This window comes from Streptomyces sp. SM11 (assembly GCF_002910905.1).
In the GTDB taxonomy this organism is placed as follows: Bacteria; Actinomycetota; Actinomycetes; order Streptomycetales; family Streptomycetaceae; genus Streptomyces.
Map to the genome: position 1 here is coordinate 49,201 of NZ_NEUE01000135.1, position 16,069 is coordinate 65,269.

A 16,069-nucleotide genomic window follows, 5' to 3' on the forward strand; every position below is an offset into this window, starting at 1 on the left:
GGACGGGGCTCTCACGGTGGCGACCGGTTCAGGTGATCAGTGGTGGCCGTGGCTCTCGCTGATCTCCTTGAACTCCTCGGGGGTGGCCTTGGGGATCTGGTTCCCCTCGGCGAAGTACCCCTTGCTGAGCTTGGCGCGCAGCTTCTGCACCGGGGAGATCTTGCGCTTGACGCCGTTCTCGTCGACCGCGGGGCCGAGTTCGAGCGGCTGGTACTGCTCGTGCGCCGTGAGCGTGTGCAGCTGCGCGGGGCTGAGCGGCTCGTGGATCTCGACGAACTCACCGTGCGGCAGGCGCTTGATGATGCCGGTCTCGCGACCGTGCAGCACCTTCTCCCGGTCGCGGCGCTGGAGGCCGAGGCAGATCCGCTTGGTGACGATGAACGCGATGACCGGTCCGGCGAAGAAGAAGATCCGGACGAACCAGGTGATCGCGTTGATCGACAGGTGGAAGTGCGTGGCCCACAGGTCGTTCCCACCGCCGACGAGGCCGATGAAGTACGCCGTGATCCAGGCGACGCCGAAGCCCGTACGGGTCGGGGCGTTGCGCGGACGGTCCAGGATGTGGTGCTCGCGCTTGTCGCCGGTGATCCAGGACTCGATGAACGGGTACACCGCGATCGCGGTGAGGACCACGCCGAAGCCGACCAGCGGGATGAACACGCCCAGGGCGAGCGTGTGGCCCCACAGGTTGATCTCCCAGCCCGGCATGACACGGACCAGCCCCTCGGCGAAGCCCATGTACCAGTCGGGCTGGGCGCCGGTGGACACCTGGTCGACGCGGTACGGACCGAGCGCCCAGATCGGGTTGATCGTGGCGATGGCCGAGATGACCGCGATGACGCCGAAGACGAGGAAGAAGAACCCTCCGGCCTTCGCCATGTAGACGGGCAGCAGCGGCATGCCGACGACGTTCTTGTTGGTCCGGCCGGGACCAGCGAACTGCGTGTGCTTGTGGTAGAAGACCAGGATCAGGTGCGCCACCAGCAGGCCGAGCATGATGCCCGGGAGCAGCAGGATGTGGATCGAGTAGAACCGGGCCACGAAGTCGTGGCCGGGGAACTCGCCGCCGAACAGGAACATCGAGATGTACGTACCGACGATCGGCACGGACAGGATCGCGCCCTGGGTGAAGCGGACACCCGTACCGGAGAGCAGGTCGTCCGGGAGGGAGTAGCCGGTGAACCCGGTGAACATGCCGAGCACGAACAGCAGGAAGCCGAAGAGCCAGTTGATCTCGCGCGGCTTGCGGAAGGCGCCCGTGAAGAAGACGCGCATCATGTGCACGAACATGGCGGCCAGGAAGATCAGCGCGGCCCAGTGGTGGATCTGCCGCACGAGCAGACCACCGCGGATCTCGAAGCTGATCTTCAGGGTCGAGGCGTAGGCCTCGGACATCCGGATGCCCTGCATGGGCTCGTACGGACCGTGGTAGACGATCTCGCCCATGCTCGGCTGGAAGAACAGCGTCAGATACACACCCGTGAGGATGATGATGATGAAGCTGTAGAGCGCGACCTCACCGAGCATGAAGGACCAGTGGTCCGGGAAGATCTTGCGCATGTTGGCCTTGGCCAGGCCGTAGATGCCCAGTCGGCCGTCCGCCCAGTCGGCCACCCGCTCGCCGGCCGGAGCCTTGCGTCCGCCCGCCGGTTCGTCGGCCGAGGGGTTCTTTGGTGCAGTACTCATCCGCGCTCCCAGAAGGCAGCACCGACGGGCTCGTCGAAGTCGCCGAGCGCCTCGAGGTTGCCCTCGCTGTTGACACCGATCCGCAGCTGCGGAAGGGGGTGGCCGGCCGGACCGAAGATGACGCGAGCGCCGTCGGAGAGGTCGAAGGTGGACTGGTGGCACGGGCAGAGCACGTGGTGCGTCTGCTGCTCGTACAGGCTGATCGGGCAGCCGACGTGAGTGCAGATCTTGGAGAACGCGACGATGCCCTCGTGGGCCCAGTCCCGCTGGCGCTTGTCCTTGATGTCGTCCGGCTCGATGCGGACGATCATCAGGGCCGCCTTGCCCATCTGCGTCTGGAAGTCGTGCGACTCCGGGTCGAGCCCCTCGGGCATGGCGAAGGCCAGCGACCCGACCGTGATGTGCTCGGGGCGCAGCGGCTTCATCGTGTTCATGTTGATGAGCTCTTTGCCCTCCGCCCACAGGGTGGTCCGGAGCTTCTTCTCCGGCAGCGGACCGAGGTCGCGCAGCAGGACCACACCGGAGAGCGGCACCAGGGCCAGCGCGCCGAACATGGTGTTGCGGATCAGCTTGCGCCGACCGAGCGCGGACTCCTCGGCGCCAGCCGCGAAGTCGGCCATGACCTGGGCCTTGACCTCGGGCTCGGCCTCGATCGGGTGCCGGTCGGCGGCGACCTCGACGTCGGACATCAGGGTGCGCGCCCAGTGGACGGCTCCCGCGCCGATGAAGAAGAGCGCCGCGCCCAGGGTGAGACCCAGGGAGAAGTTGAGCGGGCTCACATGGCCGAAGGGCCAGATGTAGACGATCTTGTCCACCGGGAAGATGACGTAGGAGGCGATGAAGCCCACCGTCGCCAGCATCGAGAGGGTGAACATGAACGCGACGGCGCGCTCCGAGCGGTTCGCGGCGCGTTCGTCGAGGTCCTGGATGCGCGGCTGGTGGGCCGGCAGCCCCGGGTCGGCGAACGGGTCGTCGTGCTGCTCCACCGCGCCGTGCGCGGTCTCCTGCGCCACGGGCAGGCTGTCTTCTGGAATCTGTTGGCTACTCATGACTTCTTGGCCTTAGCAGTGTGGGCCGCGACCCAAACGGCGACTGCGACGAGCGCGCCGAGTCCGGAGATCCAGGCGAACAGACCTTCGCTGACCGGACCGAGACCGCCGAGGGCCAGGCCGCCGGGGCTCTCCGTCTCGTCACCGTTCACGGACTCGATGTACGCGATGATGTCCTTCTTCTCCTGCCCCGGCATCGTCGTGTCGGGGAAGGAGGGCATGCTCTGCGGGCCGGTCTGCATGGCCTCGTAGATGTGCTTCGGGCTCACGCCTTCGAGGTCGGGGGCGTACTTGCCCTCCGTCAGGGCTCCGCCCTTACCGGTGAAGTTGTGGCACTGGGCGCAGTTGGTGCGGAACAGTTCGCCGCCGTTGGCGATGTCAGCGCCCGCCGGGTCGACCTGCTTGTCGGTCGGCGTGATCGGACCGGCGCCGAGCGACGCGACGTACGCCGCGAGCTGGTCGATCTCCGCCTGGGTGTAGATGACCTTCTTCTTCGGTACCTGGGCGCCCCGCTGCTGCGCGGGCATACGGCCCGTACCGACCTGGAAGTCGACGGCGGCGGAGCCCACGCCCACGAGGGACGGCCCGTCGGTGGTGCCCTGACCGCCGGTTCCGTGGCAGCTGGCGCAGCCTACGGCGTAGAGCTTCTTGCCCTCTTCGATGGCGAGGGACTGGGCGGTTTCATCGGCCTGCGCCTTGCCCGCAGGCGCAAACGCGGCGTACAGCCCCCCGGTAGCCGCCAGCGCGAGGAGTAGTACGACGACCGCCGCCAGCGGATGGCGTCGTCGTGCGGAGAGCTTTTTCACGGATTACCCCGGTGTCAGGATCTTCTGCGTCGATGGTGGGCGGGTGCGAGTCCCGGTTACTTGATCATGTAGATCGTTGCGAACAGGCCGATCCAGACGACATCGACGAAGTGCCAGTAGTAGGACACGACGATGGCGGCGGTGGCCTGGTCATGGGTGAACCTCTTGGCCGCGTACGTTCTGCCGAGGACCAGCAGGAAGGCGATGAGACCGCCTGTCACGTGCAGACCATGGAAGCCGGTGGTCATGTAGAACACCGAGCCGTACGGGTCGGACGAGAGGGAGAGCCCCGCCTCCTTGACCAGTTCCACATACTCCAGGACCTGACCGCCGATGAAGATCGCGCCCATCACGAACGTCACGATGAACCAGGTGCGGAGCTTCTTCACGTCGCCCCGCTCGGCGGCGAAGACGCCGAGCTGGCAGGTGAGTGAGGAAAGCACCAGGATCGTGGTGTTCGTGGCCGCGAACGGGAAGTTCAGATGACTGGCCATCTCCTTCCAGTAATCGGGTCCCATCACCGATCGCAGGGTGAAGTACATCGCGAAGAGGGCCGCGAAGAACATCAGCTCGGATGCCAACCAGATGATGGTTCCGACGCTGGTGAGGTTCGGTCGATTGACCGACGGGTGCGCGTGCCCGGTTTCTACTGTCGTTGCTGTCGCCACGACCGACATTATGTCGGTCCCTTATCCCGCCCTCACCCCGGGGGGTGCCGTTCGGTGTGTCCGTACCGTCTGCAGGGGTCGCGCTCTGCGCCGAACGGCCCATCGAATCGTGGCCATTACCGGTGCTGACGGCCGGTCGGGCGGAGTACGATCCGCGCATCGGTTCATGCCCCGAGAGCCCCGACGACGTCGATGTCACGGAGGAACAATGCAGGCGACCGCCACGGTCCTGGTCTACAGCGACGACGCCAACATCCGCGAGCAGGTGAGGCTGGCAGCCGGTCGCAGGCCTGCCGCGGACGTCCCACCCGTCGAGTTCCTGGAGTGCGCGACGCTTCCGGCCGTCCTCGCGGCGCTGGACAAGGGCGGCGTCGACGTCTGCGTGCTGGACGGGGAGACGGCTCCCGTCGGCGGCATGGGCGTCTGCCGCCAGATCAAGGACGAGATCTTCCACTGCCCGCCGGTGCTCCTGCTGATCGGCCGCCCTCAGGACGCGTGGCTGGCCACCTGGAGCCGTGCGGAGGCCGCTGTGACGCTCCCGGTGGACCCGGTGGAGTTCGCCGACGCCCTGGCGGCGTTGCTGCGCCACCGACTTGCCGTGGAGGCCTGAGGAACCCCGGTGGCCCGCTGAGGGACGTCCGCACCGCGGGGCGCTTCCGGCCGGGTCAGACGTGGGGGCGCAGCCGGGCGGCCTGGAGGGTCTGGGGGCTGTCCGGCGCTCCTTCGTGGAGGGCGCTGCCCTTCCGCCACTCCTCCCAGGAGAGGTTCCAGTCGCCGAACCCGTTGCCGAACGGGTCCATGTCCTCGCCCGCGCTGCCGACGACCCTGACGATGTCACCCTCGCGCACGGTGTCGAAGAACCACTTGGCGTTGCCGGTGCTCATACCGGTGCAGCCGTGGCTGACATTGGCGTAGCCCTGGGAGCCCGTGGACCAGGGGGCGGCGTGCACGTACTCGCCGCTCCAGGTCACCCGGGTGGCCCAGTAGACCGGCAGGTCGTACGACTCCGAGGAGCCGGCAGCGATGCCGATGCTCTCCCCGCGCATCCGTACGAACTGCTCCTTGGCGAGCACCACCTTGACACCGTTGCGGGTGGAGAAGCCGGGCTTGCCGGTGGTGACCGGAATGGTATTGATCACTTCTCCGTTGCGGAGCACGGTCAACGAGTGGTCCGAGGCGTCGGTGACGGCCTCGATCCGGTCGCCCGTGGCGAGCTTCAGGGGCTTGGCCTCGGCTCCGTGAAGGGCGTTGGTCACCTTGATGCCCGCCAGGTTGGAGCGCACCTCGATGGTGGCGTTCGCGGGCCAGTACTCCTTCGGGCGGTAGTGCAGCTTCTTGTCGTCGACCCAGTGCCAGGAGCCGGTGACCGCCGGGGTGGAGCGGACCTTCAGGGCTCGCTCGACGGTGGCTCTGGCCGCCTTGTCGGTGATCGGAGCGCTGAGTTCCGCCGTGATGGGCTGTCCGACGCCGTAGGTGCCCTCCTGCGGGCCGAAGGCGACCTTCAGCAGCTTCTCGGGCGAGGAGGTGTCGAAGGAGAGCGTACGGACGCCTGGGGCGCCGTCGCTGTTCTCCATGGCGACCCTGACGGTGTATCCGGTGCCGGCCGCGAGCGGAGCGGTGGAGCGCCAGCGCTTCCCGTCGGCGGAGAGCTCTCCCGCGAGGTGGCGGCCGCCGGTGTCCACGGCGCTGACGTCGGTGATGCGCCCGTCGTCCCCCTTGACGGTGACTTCCAGGGGCTTGTCGGGGTCGGCCTTCTCCTTTTTGGAGGGGCCGTTGAAGGAGACCTGGTCGCCCGCGTCGAAAGGCTTCGTCGAGAGCGGGTGGCCGTCGGGCGAGCCACATGCGGTCGCACCCGCGGCGAGGGTCACGACCAGCAGGGTGCAGCTCACTACGGTGCGGATGCGCGGCGTGTGGTTCATGCGTTCCACGCTAGGAAGGTTCGTCCGTTCCAGCGCGTTCAATGACTGCAAACGAGCGAAGGGCCCGCGTCGCTGTCGGCGATGCGGGCCCTTCGTGGTGTAGCGCGTGTCACCCGTGGTGCGGTGTCACGGAGTGCGGTGTCACTGGGTGCGGTTCTCGCCCCGGTAGTACTCGAAGACCCAGCCGAAGAGGCCGATCAGGAGCAGGGGGGCGGAGAAGTACAGGAGCCACCAGCCGAAGACGACGCCCATGAAGGCGAAGGCGCCACCGACCGCCAGCGAGAGCGGCTGCCAGCTGTGCGGGGAGAAGAACCCCAGCTCGCCCGCCTCGTCGGCGACGTCCGCTTCCTTGTTGTCCTGGGCCATCGCGTCGACCCGGTTGGCCGTGAAGGCCAGGTAGAAGCCGATCATGATGGACAGCCCGAAGGCCAGGAAGAGCGCCGTGGTGCCGACCGGCTCCTTCGACCACAGGCCGTACACCGCGGCCATGGCGAGGATGAAGACGCTCAGCCAGATGAACATCTGTCCCTGGATCTTCACTTGCCTGCCTCCTTGCCGCCGGCGAGGGCCTTGTCCGGCTCCGAGAGATGATCGAGCTGTTCGAGCGCCGTGATCTCCGGGTGGTGCAGGTCGAACGCCGGGGATTCGGAACGGATCCGCGGCAGGGTGAGGAAGTTGTGCCGCGGCGGCGGGCAGGAGGTCGCCCACTCCAGCGAACGGCCGTAGCCCCACGGGTCGTCGACCTCGATCTTCTTGCCGTACTTCGCGGTCTTCCAGACGTTGTAGAAGAACGGCAGCATCGACAGGCCGAGCAGGAACGAGGAGATCGTCGAGATCGTGTTCAGCGCGGTGAAGCCGTCGGCGTCGAGATAGTCCGCGTAGCGACGCGGCATGCCCTCGGCACCGAGCCAGTGCTGCACCAGGAACGTGCCGTGGAAGCCCACGAACAGCGTCCAGAACGTGATCTTGCCGAGCCGCTCGTCCAGCATCTTGCCGGTGAACTTCGGCCACCAGAAGTGGAATCCGGAGAACATCGCGAAGACCACGGTGCCGAAGATGACGTAGTGGAAGTGCGCGACGACGAAGTACGAGTCCGAGACGTGGAAGTCCATCGGGGGCGAGGCGAGGATGACGCCGGTCAGACCACCGAAGGTGAAGGTGATCAGGAAGCCGACGGCCCAGAGCATCGGTGTCTCGAAGGACAACGATCCCTTCCACATCGTGCCGATCCAGTTGAAGAACTTCACGCCTGTCGGCACGGCGATGAGGAACGTCATGAAGGAGAAGAACGGCAACAGCACACCCCCCGTGACGTACATGTGGTGCGCCCACACCGTCACGGAAAGGCCGGCGATGGCGATCGTCGCGGAGATCAGACCGATGTAGCCGAACATCGGCTTGCGGCTGAATACCGGGATGACCTCGGAAATGATTCCGAAGAACGGTAGAGCGATGATGTACACCTCTGGATGGCCGAAGAACCAGAAGAGGTGTTGCCAGAGCAATGCGCCGCCATTGGCGGAGTCGAAGATATGCGCGCCGAATTTTCGGTCGGCCTCCAGCGCGAAGAGCGCGGCGGCGAGCACCGGGAAGGCCAGCAGGACCAGGACACCGGTCAGCAGGACGTTCCAGGTGAAGATCGGCATGCGGAACATCGTCATGCCGGGTGCGCGCATGCAGATGATCGTGGTGATGAAGTTGACCGAACCGAGGATCGTGCCGAAGCCGGAGAAGGCCAGACCCATGATCCACATGTCGGCGCCGACGCCCGGCGACCGGACCGCGTCCGAGAGCGGGGAGTAGGCGAACCAGCCGAAGTCGGCCGCACCCTGCGGGGTGAGGAAGCCGGCCACCGCGATGAGCGAGCCGAAGAGGTACAGCCAGTACGCGAACATGTTCAGCCGCGGGAACGCCACGTCGGGCGCGCCGATCTGCAGCGGCATGATCCAGTTCGCGAATCCGGCGAACAGCGGCGTCGCGAACATCAGCAGCATGATCGTGCCGTGCATCGTGAACGCCTGGTTGAACTGCTCGTTCGACATGATCTGCGTGCCGGGACGGGCCAGCTCGGCGCGCATGAAGAGCGCCATGAGTCCGCCGATGCAGAAGAACGCGAACGACGTGATCAGGTAGAGCGTACCGATCGTCTTGTGGTCGGTGGTGGTCAGCCACTTCACGACGATGTTTCCCGGCTGCTTGCGCCGCATGGGCAGCTCGTCCTCGTACGAGTCGTCTGCCGGAGCGGCACCCTGGGGTTCGTTGAGGATGCTCACAGTTGGTTCTTCTCCGCATTCCTGGCCGGGTCGGTCTGCGCGATGCCTGCCGGCACGTAGCCCGTCTGACCCTTCTCAGCCAGCTCCTTGAGGTGCTGCTGGTAACGCTCCGGGGAGACGACCTTGACGTTGAAGAGCATCCGGGAGTGGTCGGCGCCACAGAGCTCTGCGCACTTGCCCATGAAGGTGCCCTCCCGGTTGGGAGTGACCTCGAACGCGTTGGTGTGGCCCGGGATGACGTCCTGCTTCATGAGGAACGGCACCACCCAGAAGGAATGGATGACGTCACGCGAAGTGAGGACGAAGCGGACCTTCTCCCCCTTCGGCAGCCACAGGGTCGGACCCGGGTTGCCGTTCTGCGGATTGCGGGTCCCGGGGATGCCCACGTCGTAGACGCCGCCGGCGCCCTCGGGGAAGTCCTCGCGGAACCGGTCGGGGATGGCGTCGAGTTCCTTGGGGATCTCGGGGCCCGCCGCGGGCTGGCCATCCACCTTCTCGATGTAGTTGAAGCCCCAGCTCCACTGGAAGCCGACCACGTTGATGGTGTGGGCGGGCTTTTCGGAGAGCTCGAGGAGCTTCGACTCGTCTCGCGCGGTGAAGTAGAAGAGCACCGAGACGATGATGAGGGGAACCACTGTGTACAACGCCTCGATGGGCATGTTGTACCTGGTCTGCGGAGGTACCTCCACCTTGGTCCGGCTACGCCGGTGGAAGAAGACGCTCCAGAGGATCAGCCCCCAGACAAGGACACCCGTGATGAGCGCTGCCGCCCACGAGCCTTGCCAGAGGGAGAGGATCCGAGGGGCCTCTTCCGTTACCGGTGTGGGCATTCCGAGGCGAGGGAAATCCTCCCAGTTGTATGAACAACCGGAGGCCGTCGCCAGGACCAGGCCCGCAGTCAGCACCTGCGGCAGCTTCCGCCGCATCGGGCGCCGCGACGAGCGGTCGGAGCCGTTGGGACTCACGTAGCGCCTTCCCGAGAGTCTCGCCCGCACGGTCGGCGCGCCCGTATGTCTCTGGTCGGTCGCCGGCCCTGACGCGGGCAGGGGTTTGGATGTTTATGCGGACCAAACCCTACTGGACGCTATTTGGGGTCGCGCGGGGAGGGTGCCCAACGCGCCGCCCGACACCCCCATGGAGTGGAATCCGGGCCTCCGGCCCTCAGCTGACGGCCATTCGCCCGTCCGGGAGGCACGGCCCCCGGCGAGGTGGGGCCGGGGGCGGGCTAGCGTGGCCGGGTGCCCTACTTCGATGCCGCCTCCGCCGCCCCCCTGCACCCCGTCGCACGTCAGGCGCTGCTTGCCGCGCTCGACGAGGGGTGGGCCGATCCCGCCCGCCTGTACCGGGAGGGACGGCGGGCCCGGCTGCTCCTGGACGCGGCCCGGGAGGCCGCCGCGGAGGCCGTCGGATGCCGCCCCGACGAGCTGGTCTTCACCTCGTCCGGGACGACGGCGGTGCACGCGGGAATTGCCGGGGCCCTTTCGGGGCGTCGGCGTGTCGGCCGCCATCTGGCCCTCTCGGCGGTCGAACATTCGTCGGTACTCCATTCAGCGGCGGCCCACGAGGCGGCGGGCGGGTCGTTCACCGAGGTTCCGGTGGACCGCTTCGGGGCGGTGGACCCGGCGGCCTACGCCGGAGCGCTGCGGGCGGACACCGCGCTGGCCTGCCTCCAGTCGGCCAACCACGAGGTGGGCACCGAGCAGCCGGTGGCCGAGGTCGCCGCGCTCTGTGCGGACGCGGGGGTGCCACTGCTGGTGGACGCGGCCCAGTCGCTCGGCTGGGGGCCCGCCCCGGCGGGCTGGTCGCTGCTGACGGCGAGCGCGCACAAGTGGGGCGGTCCGGCCGGGGTGGGACTGCTCGCGGTCCGCAAGGGGGTGCGTTTCGCGCCCCAAGGTCCGGCCGGGGAGCGGGAGTCGGGGCGGGCGCCGGGGTTCGAGAACCTGCCGGCGATCGTGGCGGCGGCGGCCTCGCTGCGCGCGGTACGGAGCGAGGCGGCGGCCGAGTCGGTGCGGCTGCGGGCCCTGGTGGACCGGATCCGGTCGGTCGTGGCCGAGCGGGTGCCCGATGTCGAGGTGGTGGGCGACCCCGAGCGGCGACTGCCGCATCTGGTCACCTTCTCCTGTCTCTATGTCGACGGGGAGACCCTGCTGCATGAGCTGGACCGGAGGGAGTTCTCCGTATCGTCCGGTTCGTCCTGCACGAGCAGCACCCTGATTCCGAGCCATGTGCTCAAGGCGATGGGGGTGCTCTCGGAGGGGAACGTACGGGTGTCGCTGCCGACGGGGGCGGCTTCGGCGGACGTGGACCGCTTCCTGGAGATCCTCCCGGGCCTGGTCGCCGACGTACGGAGACGGCTGGGGGCTCCGGTGTCCGCACCCTCCTCCCCCGCCCCCGCCGCGTCCCTGGTGGTCGACGCGCTGGGCCGCCGCTGCCCGGTCCCGGTGATCGAGCTCGCAAAAGTGATCGGGGAGGTAGCGGTGGGCGCCACGGTGACGGTGCTCGCCGACGACGAGGCGGCGCGCCTCGACATCCCGGCCTGGTGCGAGATGCGGGGGCAGGAGTACGTGGGCGAGGAGCCGGCGGACCGCGGCTCGGCCTATGTGGTCCGCCGGCTCAGCTGATCACGCCAGGTGCTGCCGGACCTCGGCGGCGGCCTCGTGGCCGTACGCCTTGGTGAAGCGGTCCATGAAGTGGGTGCGGCGCAGGGTGTACTCCTGGGTGCCGACCGTCTCGATGACCAGGGTGGCGAGCATGCAGCCGACCTGGGCGGCGCGCTCCAGGCCGACGCCCCAGGCGAGGCCGGAGAGGAAGCCGGCCCGGAAGGCGTCGCCGACGCCGGTGGGGTCGGCCTTGGTCTCCTCCTCGGGGCAGCCGACCTCGATGACCGGCTCGCCGGCCCGCTCGATCCGGACACCGCGAGCGCCGAGGGTGGTGACACGGTGGCCGACCTTGGCGAGGATCTCCTCGTCGCTCCAGCCGGTCTTGGACTCGATGAGCCCCTTCTCGTACTCGTTGGAGAAGAGGTAGGTGGCGCCGTTGAGGAGGATGCGGATCTCCTCGCCGTCCATCCGCGCGATCTGCTGCGAGAAGTCCGCGGCGAACGGGATGTTCCGGGAGCGGCACTCCTCGGTGTGGCGGAGCATCGCCTCGGGGTCGTCGGCGCCGATGGAGACGAGGTCGAGGCCGCCGACGCGGTCGGCGACGTTCTTCAGCTCGATGAGGCGGGCCTCGCTCATCGCGCCCGTGTAGAAGGAGCCGATCTGGTTGTGGTCGGCGTCGGTGGTGCAGACGAAGCGGGCGGTGTGCAGAACCTCGGAGATGCGGACCGAACCGGTCTCGACGCCGTGCCGGTCGAGCCAGGCACGGTACTCGTCGAAGTCGGATCCCGCGGCGCCCACGAGGATCGGCCCGGTGCCGAGCAGGCCCATCCCGAAGCAGATGTTGGCGGCGACACCGCCCCGGCGCACATCGAGGTTGTCGACCAGGAAGGACAGGGAGACCGTGTGCAGCTGATCCGCGACCAGCTGGTCGGCGAAGCGGCCGGGGAAGGTCATGAGGTGGTCAGTGGCGATCGAGCCGGTGACTGCAATACGCACGGGGAGGCTACTCCTGCGGAAGGCGAAGGGCCCTGAGTGCGCCCTCCGGGACGACGTGACAGTTCACGCTACCGGGTGAGCCGAACGTCAGGAAAAGGGGAAACTACCCGATAGTAGGGCTTTCTACCTGCGCTCGACCGTGGTTACGGTGCGGATATGTCGAAGCACACCGCACTGCCCGAGTCGGAGTTGAGCCTGGCCGCACTGCGCGGTGACTGCGCGCGGATGGCACCGCACTGGACGGCGCCCGCGAGGAGCGCACTGGTCGCGGTGAAGCCGCCCCTGATCAACGGGGTGACGGTCCCGCCCTCGTCGGCGCGGCTGATCGACGCGATGTCCGAGTACGGCGACTGAGGACCGGCCGGGCCGGGCCGGACGGCATCGCATTCCGGCCCTTTCCGTGCGGGTATGGCGGGAACTGTACGGTGCCCGCGTCCGGGCCGCCCCCGAACGTGGGAACCGCACGCTCCTCTGCTCCGTCCCACCGGTGTCCCCGTCCGGGGACACGCGGTAGGCACCGCGACGGCAACGCAGTCGAAGGAGCGATCCGGTGAGCACCGAGCGACCCGACAACGACGTGACCGGCCCCCGGCGGCGGCGTCCGCCGCTCGCGGTGGCCTCGGTGGCCGCGGCCGTGCTGCTGGCCGGAGGCGGCGGGGCGTACTGGGCCTCGACCGCTTCGGGCGAAGGCGGCGCGGCGGACAGCGGTGCGGCGGCGAAGGAATCGGCCCCCCTGCTGGCCCTGGACGCCGCGGCGGACGGCCCGGCCACCACGTCCGCGGACACCACGTCCGCGGACACCCCTCCCCCCGGCATCGCACCCGGCGAGCCGGACCCGGGCGGCCCGCCCGTGATCTACCGGGCCGCGGGCGAACTCCCGGACGGCCCGGACGAGGCGGCGGTCCACCACGCGAAGGGCACGGTGGCGTCGGCCGATGTCGCCCGGCTGGCGAAGGCGCTGGGCATCCCGGGCTCGCCGCGCACCGAGGGCACGTCCTGGGTGGTCGGTGACGACGACGGTCCCGGCGCGCTCCTGAAGGTGACGAAGCAGGCGCCGGGCACGTGGACGTTCGCCCGCACCACCCCGTCCAAGCCGTGCGAGCCGGGCGAGATGTGCGCGAACGGGCCCTCGGAGCCGGGCGGCGACCCGGTGAGCGAGAAGGCGGCGAAGGCGGCCGCGGTCCCGGTGCTCAAGGCGGCCGGGCAGGACGACGCGGCGCTGAACGCGGGCCAGCTGATGGGCGACGTCCGCGTGGTGAACGCCGATCCGAAGATCGACGGGCTCCCGACGTACGGCTGGTCGACCGGTGTCCAGGTGGGCCCGGACGGCGAGGTGACCGGCGGCAGCGGACATCTGAAGGCCCTGGAGAAGGGCGACACCTACCCGACGGTCGACGCGGAGGAGGCGCTGGAGCAGCTGAACGCGGCGAGCAGGGGCAAGGGCGACGCCGGCCGGGACATCGGCGGCTGCGCCACTCCCGTACCGCTGGAGGGCGAGCCGAAGCCGTCCGGGCCCGACTGCGTGCCGCCCAACGGCAAGCGGGCGCCGGTGACGCGGACGGTCGAGAACGCGGTGTTCGGCCTCGCGCTGAACTACGTGGACGGCCGGCAGACGCTGGTGCCGTCCTGGCTGTTCACGGTCCGGCAGGCCCCGGGCGGCCCGGAGCAGATCGTCACGCAGGTCGCCGTGGACCCGAAGTTCATCGAGAAGCCGGATACGCCGACGCCCTCCGGGGAGCGGAGGGTGACGTCGTACGGCGCGGACGGGCGGACCCTTGAGGTGACCTTCTGGGGCGGCGTGTGCAACACGTACACGGCGAGCGCCGAGGAGAGCGCGGGCCAGGTGCGGATCTCCGTCACGGAGAAGCCGCAGGAGGGCAAGAAGGCCTGCATCATGATCGCCAAGGAGCTGACCCGGACGGTGACGCTGGAGAAGCCGCTGGGCGACCGCACGGTGATCGACGCGGCGTCGGGCGGTGCGGTGCCGCGCGGCTGACGGCGGACGTACGGAGGCGGCCCCGGGAGTGATCCCGGGGCCGCCTCCGTGTGCCGCGTGTTCCCGCTCCCAAGCGCTTAGCTGAAGGAGTCGCCGCAGGCGCAGGAGCCGCTGGCGTTCGGGTTGTCGATCGTGAAGCCCTGCTTCTCGATGGTGTCGACGAAGTCGATGGAGGCGCCGCCCAGGTACGGGGCGCTCATCCGGTCGGTGACGACCTTGACACCGTCGAAGTCCTTCACGACGTCACCGTCGAGCGAACGCTCGTCGAAGAAGAGCTGGTAGCGCAGGCCCGAGCAACCGCCGGGCTGAACGGCGACGCGCAGCGCCAGGTCCTCGCGGCCTTCCTGCTCCAGCAGGCCCTTGACCTTGGCGGCGGCGGCGTCGGACAGGAGGATGCCGTCGCTCACGGTGGTGGTCTCGTCCGATACGGACATCTGCTTCTCTCCCGGGTTGTACGGACTGCTTGCCGACGGTTCAACCGCCAGACCCGCGGATTCATTCCGGGCCAAGCGCTTGTCTGTTCCTTTTCATGCTCGCACACCCGACCGCCCGGGGGATGCGTCACATCGACGCTATCGACATCGTCAAAGTGACACGAACCAGCTATCATAGATAGCGTCAAGTAGACGAAAAGGCGCGTTCGCAGAAGCGCACAGCAGAACGCAGAGAAGAAAGGGTGCGTGACGTGACCACGGCCCAGCCCCTGGACGTACAGCCGACACCGCTCGCGCTGCTGCTGCTCGGCCGCGAGGCCGACCCGAGGAGCGAGCGCGGCGTCGAATGCCCCGGCGACCTCCCCTCCCCGTCCGACCCGGACCTGGTGGAGCGCGCCCGCGTCGCGAAGGAGAAGCTCGGGGACAAGGTGTTCGTCCTCGGCCACCACTACCAGCGCGACGAGGTCATCCAGTTCGCGGACGTCACCGGTGACTCGTTCAAGCTGGCCCGCGACGCGGCCGCGCGCCCGGAGGCGGAGTACATCGTCTTCTGCGGCGTCCACTTCATGGCCGAGTCCGCGGACATTCTGACCACGGACGCCCAGGCGGTCGTGCTCCCCGACCTGGCGGCCGGCTGCTCGATGGCCGACATGGCCACCGCCGAGCAGGTCGCCGAGTGCTGGGACGTACTGACGGAGGCCGGGGTCGCCGACCAGGTGGTGCCCGTCTCGTACATGAACTCCTCCGCCGACATCAAGGCCTTCACCGGCAAGCACGGCGGCACGATCTGCACGTCCTCGAACGCGAAGCGGGCCCTGGAGTGGGCCTTCGAGCAGGGCGAGAAGATCCTCTTCCTCCCCGACCAGCACCTGGGCCGCAACACGGCCGTGCGGGACATGGGAATGACCCTGGAGGACTGCGTCCTCTACAACCCGCACAAGCCGAACGGCGGCCTCACCGCCGAGCAGCTGCGCGACGCGAAGATGATCCTGTGGCGCGGGCACTGCTCGGTCCACGGCCGCTTCTCGGTCGAGTCGGTCGAGGACGTGCGCGCCCGGATGCCCGGGGTCAACGTGCTGGTGCACCCGGAGTGCAGGCACGAGGTCGTCGCCGCCGCGGACTACGTGGGCTCGACGGAGTACATCATCAAGGCCCTGGAGGCGGCCCCGCCCGGCTCGAAGTGGGCCATCGGTACGGAGCTGAACCTGGTCCGCCGGCTGGCGAACCGTTTCGCCGCGGAGGACAAGGAGATCGCCTTCCTCGACAAGACGGTCTGCTTCTGCTCGACGATGAACCGCATCGACCTGCCGCACCTGGTCTGGACCCTGGAGTCGCTGGCCGACGGCAAGCTGGTCAACCGGATCGAGGTCGACCCGGAGACGGAGAAGTACGCGAAGCTCGCGCTGGAGCGGATGCTGGCGCTGCCGTAGAGCCGTACGCCCCGGAAGCCCCGGTGTGCCGCAGGTCGGCGTGCCGGGGCTTTCGCGTGCCGGTCGGGATGTTCCGCTCGCGATCCGGTCGGGCCGGTTCTCCCATACGGCCACCGATGGCACCACCGCGTAACTACGCTGCTACTCACCGCAGCGAATCTTCGTACGGGCGGGACCGATGAGGCTGACCGGAATGAACGGCGAGGACGGTG

At 68.5% G+C, this 16,069-nt stretch carries 15 protein-coding genes; 5 read left to right on the plus strand and 10 right to left on the minus strand.

The annotated features are described in order from the left end of the window. Positions 1–36 precede the first annotated feature (36 nt). Genes B9S58_RS10565 through B9S58_RS10580 form a run of 4 tightly spaced genes read right to left on the minus strand, consistent with a single transcriptional unit; the run spans position 37 to position 4,218 of the window. Positions 37–1,686 carry a cytochrome bc complex cytochrome b subunit gene (locus B9S58_RS10565; protein ID WP_103531854.1) on the minus strand — a complete coding sequence of 550 codons (1,650 nt, stop codon included), beginning with the start codon at positions 1,684–1,686 and terminating at the stop codon, positions 37–39. Further along, positions 1,683–2,735 (minus strand): ubiquinol-cytochrome c reductase iron-sulfur subunit, encoded by a 1,053-nt coding sequence (locus B9S58_RS10570; protein WP_103531855.1) that lies wholly within the window; start codon positions 2,733–2,735, stop codon positions 1,683–1,685. The genes B9S58_RS10565 and B9S58_RS10570 overlap by 4 nt, the downstream gene beginning before the upstream one ends. Beyond that, a complete protein-coding gene (locus B9S58_RS10575) occupies positions 2,732–3,541 on the minus strand; it encodes a c-type cytochrome (protein ID WP_103531856.1) in 810 nt (269 codons plus the stop codon). The genes B9S58_RS10570 and B9S58_RS10575 overlap by 4 nt, the downstream gene beginning before the upstream one ends. 56 nt (positions 3,542–3,597) lie before the next feature. After that, complete coding sequence (locus B9S58_RS10580; protein WP_103531857.1) at positions 3,598–4,218, minus strand: heme-copper oxidase subunit III; 621 nt, start codon at positions 4,216–4,218, stop codon at positions 3,598–3,600. A gap of 199 nt (positions 4,219–4,417) precedes the next feature. Between B9S58_RS10580 and B9S58_RS10585 the strand changes: the two genes are divergently transcribed. Then, positions 4,418–4,819, plus strand: coding sequence for a response regulator transcription factor (locus B9S58_RS10585; RefSeq protein WP_103531858.1), 402 nt, complete (start codon positions 4,418–4,420; stop codon positions 4,817–4,819). Between the two features lie 55 nt (positions 4,820–4,874). On the opposite strand, the gene B9S58_RS10590 is transcribed toward B9S58_RS10585, so the two are convergent. The 4 genes from B9S58_RS10590 to coxB all read right to left on the minus strand — a co-directional run bounded on the left by B9S58_RS10590 (position 4,875) and on the right by coxB (position 9,366). Further along, positions 4,875–6,128 (minus strand): Ig-like domain-containing protein, encoded by a 1,254-nt coding sequence (locus B9S58_RS10590; protein ID WP_103531884.1) that lies wholly within the window; start codon positions 6,126–6,128, stop codon positions 4,875–4,877. Positions 6,129–6,269: 141 nt separating this feature from the next. Further along, a complete protein-coding gene (locus tag B9S58_RS10595) occupies positions 6,270–6,668 on the minus strand; it encodes a cytochrome c oxidase subunit 4 (RefSeq protein ID WP_030086552.1) in 399 nt (132 codons plus the stop codon). Then, on the minus strand, positions 6,665–8,401 hold the full coding sequence (ctaD, locus tag B9S58_RS10600; RefSeq protein ID WP_103531859.1) for a cytochrome c oxidase subunit I: 1,737 nt from the start codon (positions 8,399–8,401) through the stop codon (positions 6,665–6,667). The genes B9S58_RS10595 and ctaD overlap by 4 nt, the downstream gene beginning before the upstream one ends. Then, positions 8,398–9,366 (minus strand): cytochrome c oxidase subunit II, encoded by a 969-nt coding sequence (gene coxB, locus B9S58_RS10605; RefSeq protein ID WP_103531860.1) that lies wholly within the window; start codon positions 9,364–9,366, stop codon positions 8,398–8,400. The genes ctaD and coxB overlap by 4 nt, the downstream gene beginning before the upstream one ends. A gap of 273 nt (positions 9,367–9,639) precedes the next feature. On the opposite strand from coxB, the gene B9S58_RS10610 reads away from it, so the two are divergent. Next, positions 9,640–11,022, plus strand: coding sequence for a cysteine desulfurase/sulfurtransferase TusA family protein (locus B9S58_RS10610; protein WP_103531861.1), 1,383 nt, complete (start codon positions 9,640–9,642; stop codon positions 11,020–11,022). Here the strand turns inward: B9S58_RS10610 and B9S58_RS10615 are convergent, their stop codons facing one another. Further along, complete coding sequence (locus B9S58_RS10615; protein WP_103531862.1) at positions 11,023–11,997, minus strand: carbohydrate kinase family protein; 975 nt, start codon at positions 11,995–11,997, stop codon at positions 11,023–11,025. It abuts the gene before it with no gap. Between the two features lie 156 nt (positions 11,998–12,153). Here B9S58_RS10615 and B9S58_RS10620 point away from each other — a divergent pair, with 156 nt between their 5' ends. Together B9S58_RS10620 and B9S58_RS10625 are read left to right on the plus strand one after the other, a co-directional pair. Beyond that, positions 12,154–12,351: a hypothetical protein gene (locus B9S58_RS10620; RefSeq protein ID WP_103531863.1), complete on the plus strand. Its 198-nt coding sequence runs from the start codon at positions 12,154–12,156 to the stop codon at positions 12,349–12,351. Between the two features lie 196 nt (positions 12,352–12,547). Next, entirely contained in the window at positions 12,548–13,993 is a 1,446-nt protein-coding gene (locus B9S58_RS10625) for a hypothetical protein (protein ID WP_103531864.1), read from the plus strand. Positions 13,994–14,070: 77 nt separating this feature from the next. On the opposite strand, the gene B9S58_RS10630 is transcribed toward B9S58_RS10625, so the two are convergent. Continuing rightward, on the minus strand, positions 14,071–14,427 hold the full coding sequence (locus tag B9S58_RS10630) for an iron-sulfur cluster assembly accessory protein (protein WP_007451212.1): 357 nt from the start codon (positions 14,425–14,427) through the stop codon (positions 14,071–14,073). A 242-nt stretch (positions 14,428–14,669) separates the two neighbouring features. On the opposite strand from B9S58_RS10630, the gene nadA reads away from it, so the two are divergent. Continuing rightward, positions 14,670–15,857, plus strand: a complete 1,188-nt coding sequence (gene nadA / locus B9S58_RS10635) for a quinolinate synthase NadA (protein WP_181009260.1) — start codon at positions 14,670–14,672, stop codon at positions 15,855–15,857. Positions 15,858–16,069: the final 212 nt, after the last annotated feature.

What these genes read in the sequence shown, in the direction of transcription:
- B9S58_RS10565 (WP_103531854.1), bottom strand. Translation starts at nt 1,686, where the DNA reads ATGAGTACTGCACCAAAGAACCCCTCGGCCGACGAACCGGCGGGCGGA.
- B9S58_RS10570 (WP_103531855.1), bottom strand. Translation starts at nt 2,735, where the DNA reads ATGAGTAGCCAACAGATTCCAGAAGACAGCCTGCCCGTGGCGCAGGAG.
- B9S58_RS10580 (WP_103531857.1), bottom strand. Translation starts at nt 4,218, where the DNA reads ATGTCGGTCGTGGCGACAGCAACGACAGTAGAAACCGGGCACGCGCAC.
- B9S58_RS10585 (WP_103531858.1), top strand. Translation starts at nt 4,418, where the DNA reads ATGCAGGCGACCGCCACGGTCCTGGTCTACAGCGACGACGCCAACATC.
- B9S58_RS10590 (WP_103531884.1), bottom strand. Translation starts at nt 6,128, where the DNA reads ATGAACCACACGCCGCGCATCCGCACCGTAGTGAGCTGCACCCTGCTG.
- B9S58_RS10620 (WP_103531863.1), top strand. Translation starts at nt 12,154, where the DNA reads ATGTCGAAGCACACCGCACTGCCCGAGTCGGAGTTGAGCCTGGCCGCA.
- B9S58_RS10630 (WP_007451212.1), bottom strand. Translation starts at nt 14,427, where the DNA reads ATGTCCGTATCGGACGAGACCACCACCGTGAGCGACGGCATCCTCCTG.